The sequence below is a fragment of the Streptomyces sp. WM4235 genome (assembly GCF_001279725.1).
Taxonomy (GTDB): Bacteria; Actinomycetota; Actinomycetes; order Streptomycetales; family Streptomycetaceae; genus Streptomyces.
Genome location: NZ_LGDE01000311.1, coordinates 1 through 404, shown reverse-complemented (window position 1 = coordinate 404; position 404 = coordinate 1). Strand labels below are relative to the sequence as shown.

Genomic DNA, 404 nt, shown 5'->3' with positions numbered 1-404 from the left:
TAAGGGGAACCCGTGGTGGTTATGGCGGTGATTCGGCCCAGGTTTCCGGGCTGCCGCCGCGCCACTCGACCAGCTCCCCGGTCAGGTCGAAGGCCTCCGGGTCCTCCAGGCCCGCGTCTTGGAGGAAGACGGGGATGTCGGAGGGCTGGTGGGCGATGCCGATGGATGGCCCGTCCCAGCGCACTCGGCGCCATCCGTTCTCGTCGGGCGGGTAGACGACCAAGCGGGGTACGGGCATACCTCCACCCTCGGGCCTGAGTCGGCCCCGGGCACCCCGCCCCGGGCCAGGAGGATAAAACAGGCGACCGATCCATGACTACTGACCCGGATTCCCTCTATGCGGCCTATGCATACGTTTCCTCGGTCGGAATCGGTACCTGATCTCCTGATGCTGTGAAATGTGC

Annotated in this window: 1 protein-coding gene; it reads right to left on the bottom strand. The window is 66.1% G+C overall.

Going from position 1 to position 404, the window contains the following annotated elements:
• Positions 1–19: 19 nt before the first annotated feature.
• Positions 20–238 (bottom strand): hypothetical protein, encoded by a 219-nt coding sequence (locus tag ADK55_RS20410; protein WP_053680762.1) that lies wholly within the window; start codon positions 236–238, stop codon positions 20–22.
• Positions 239–404: the final 166 nt, after the last annotated feature.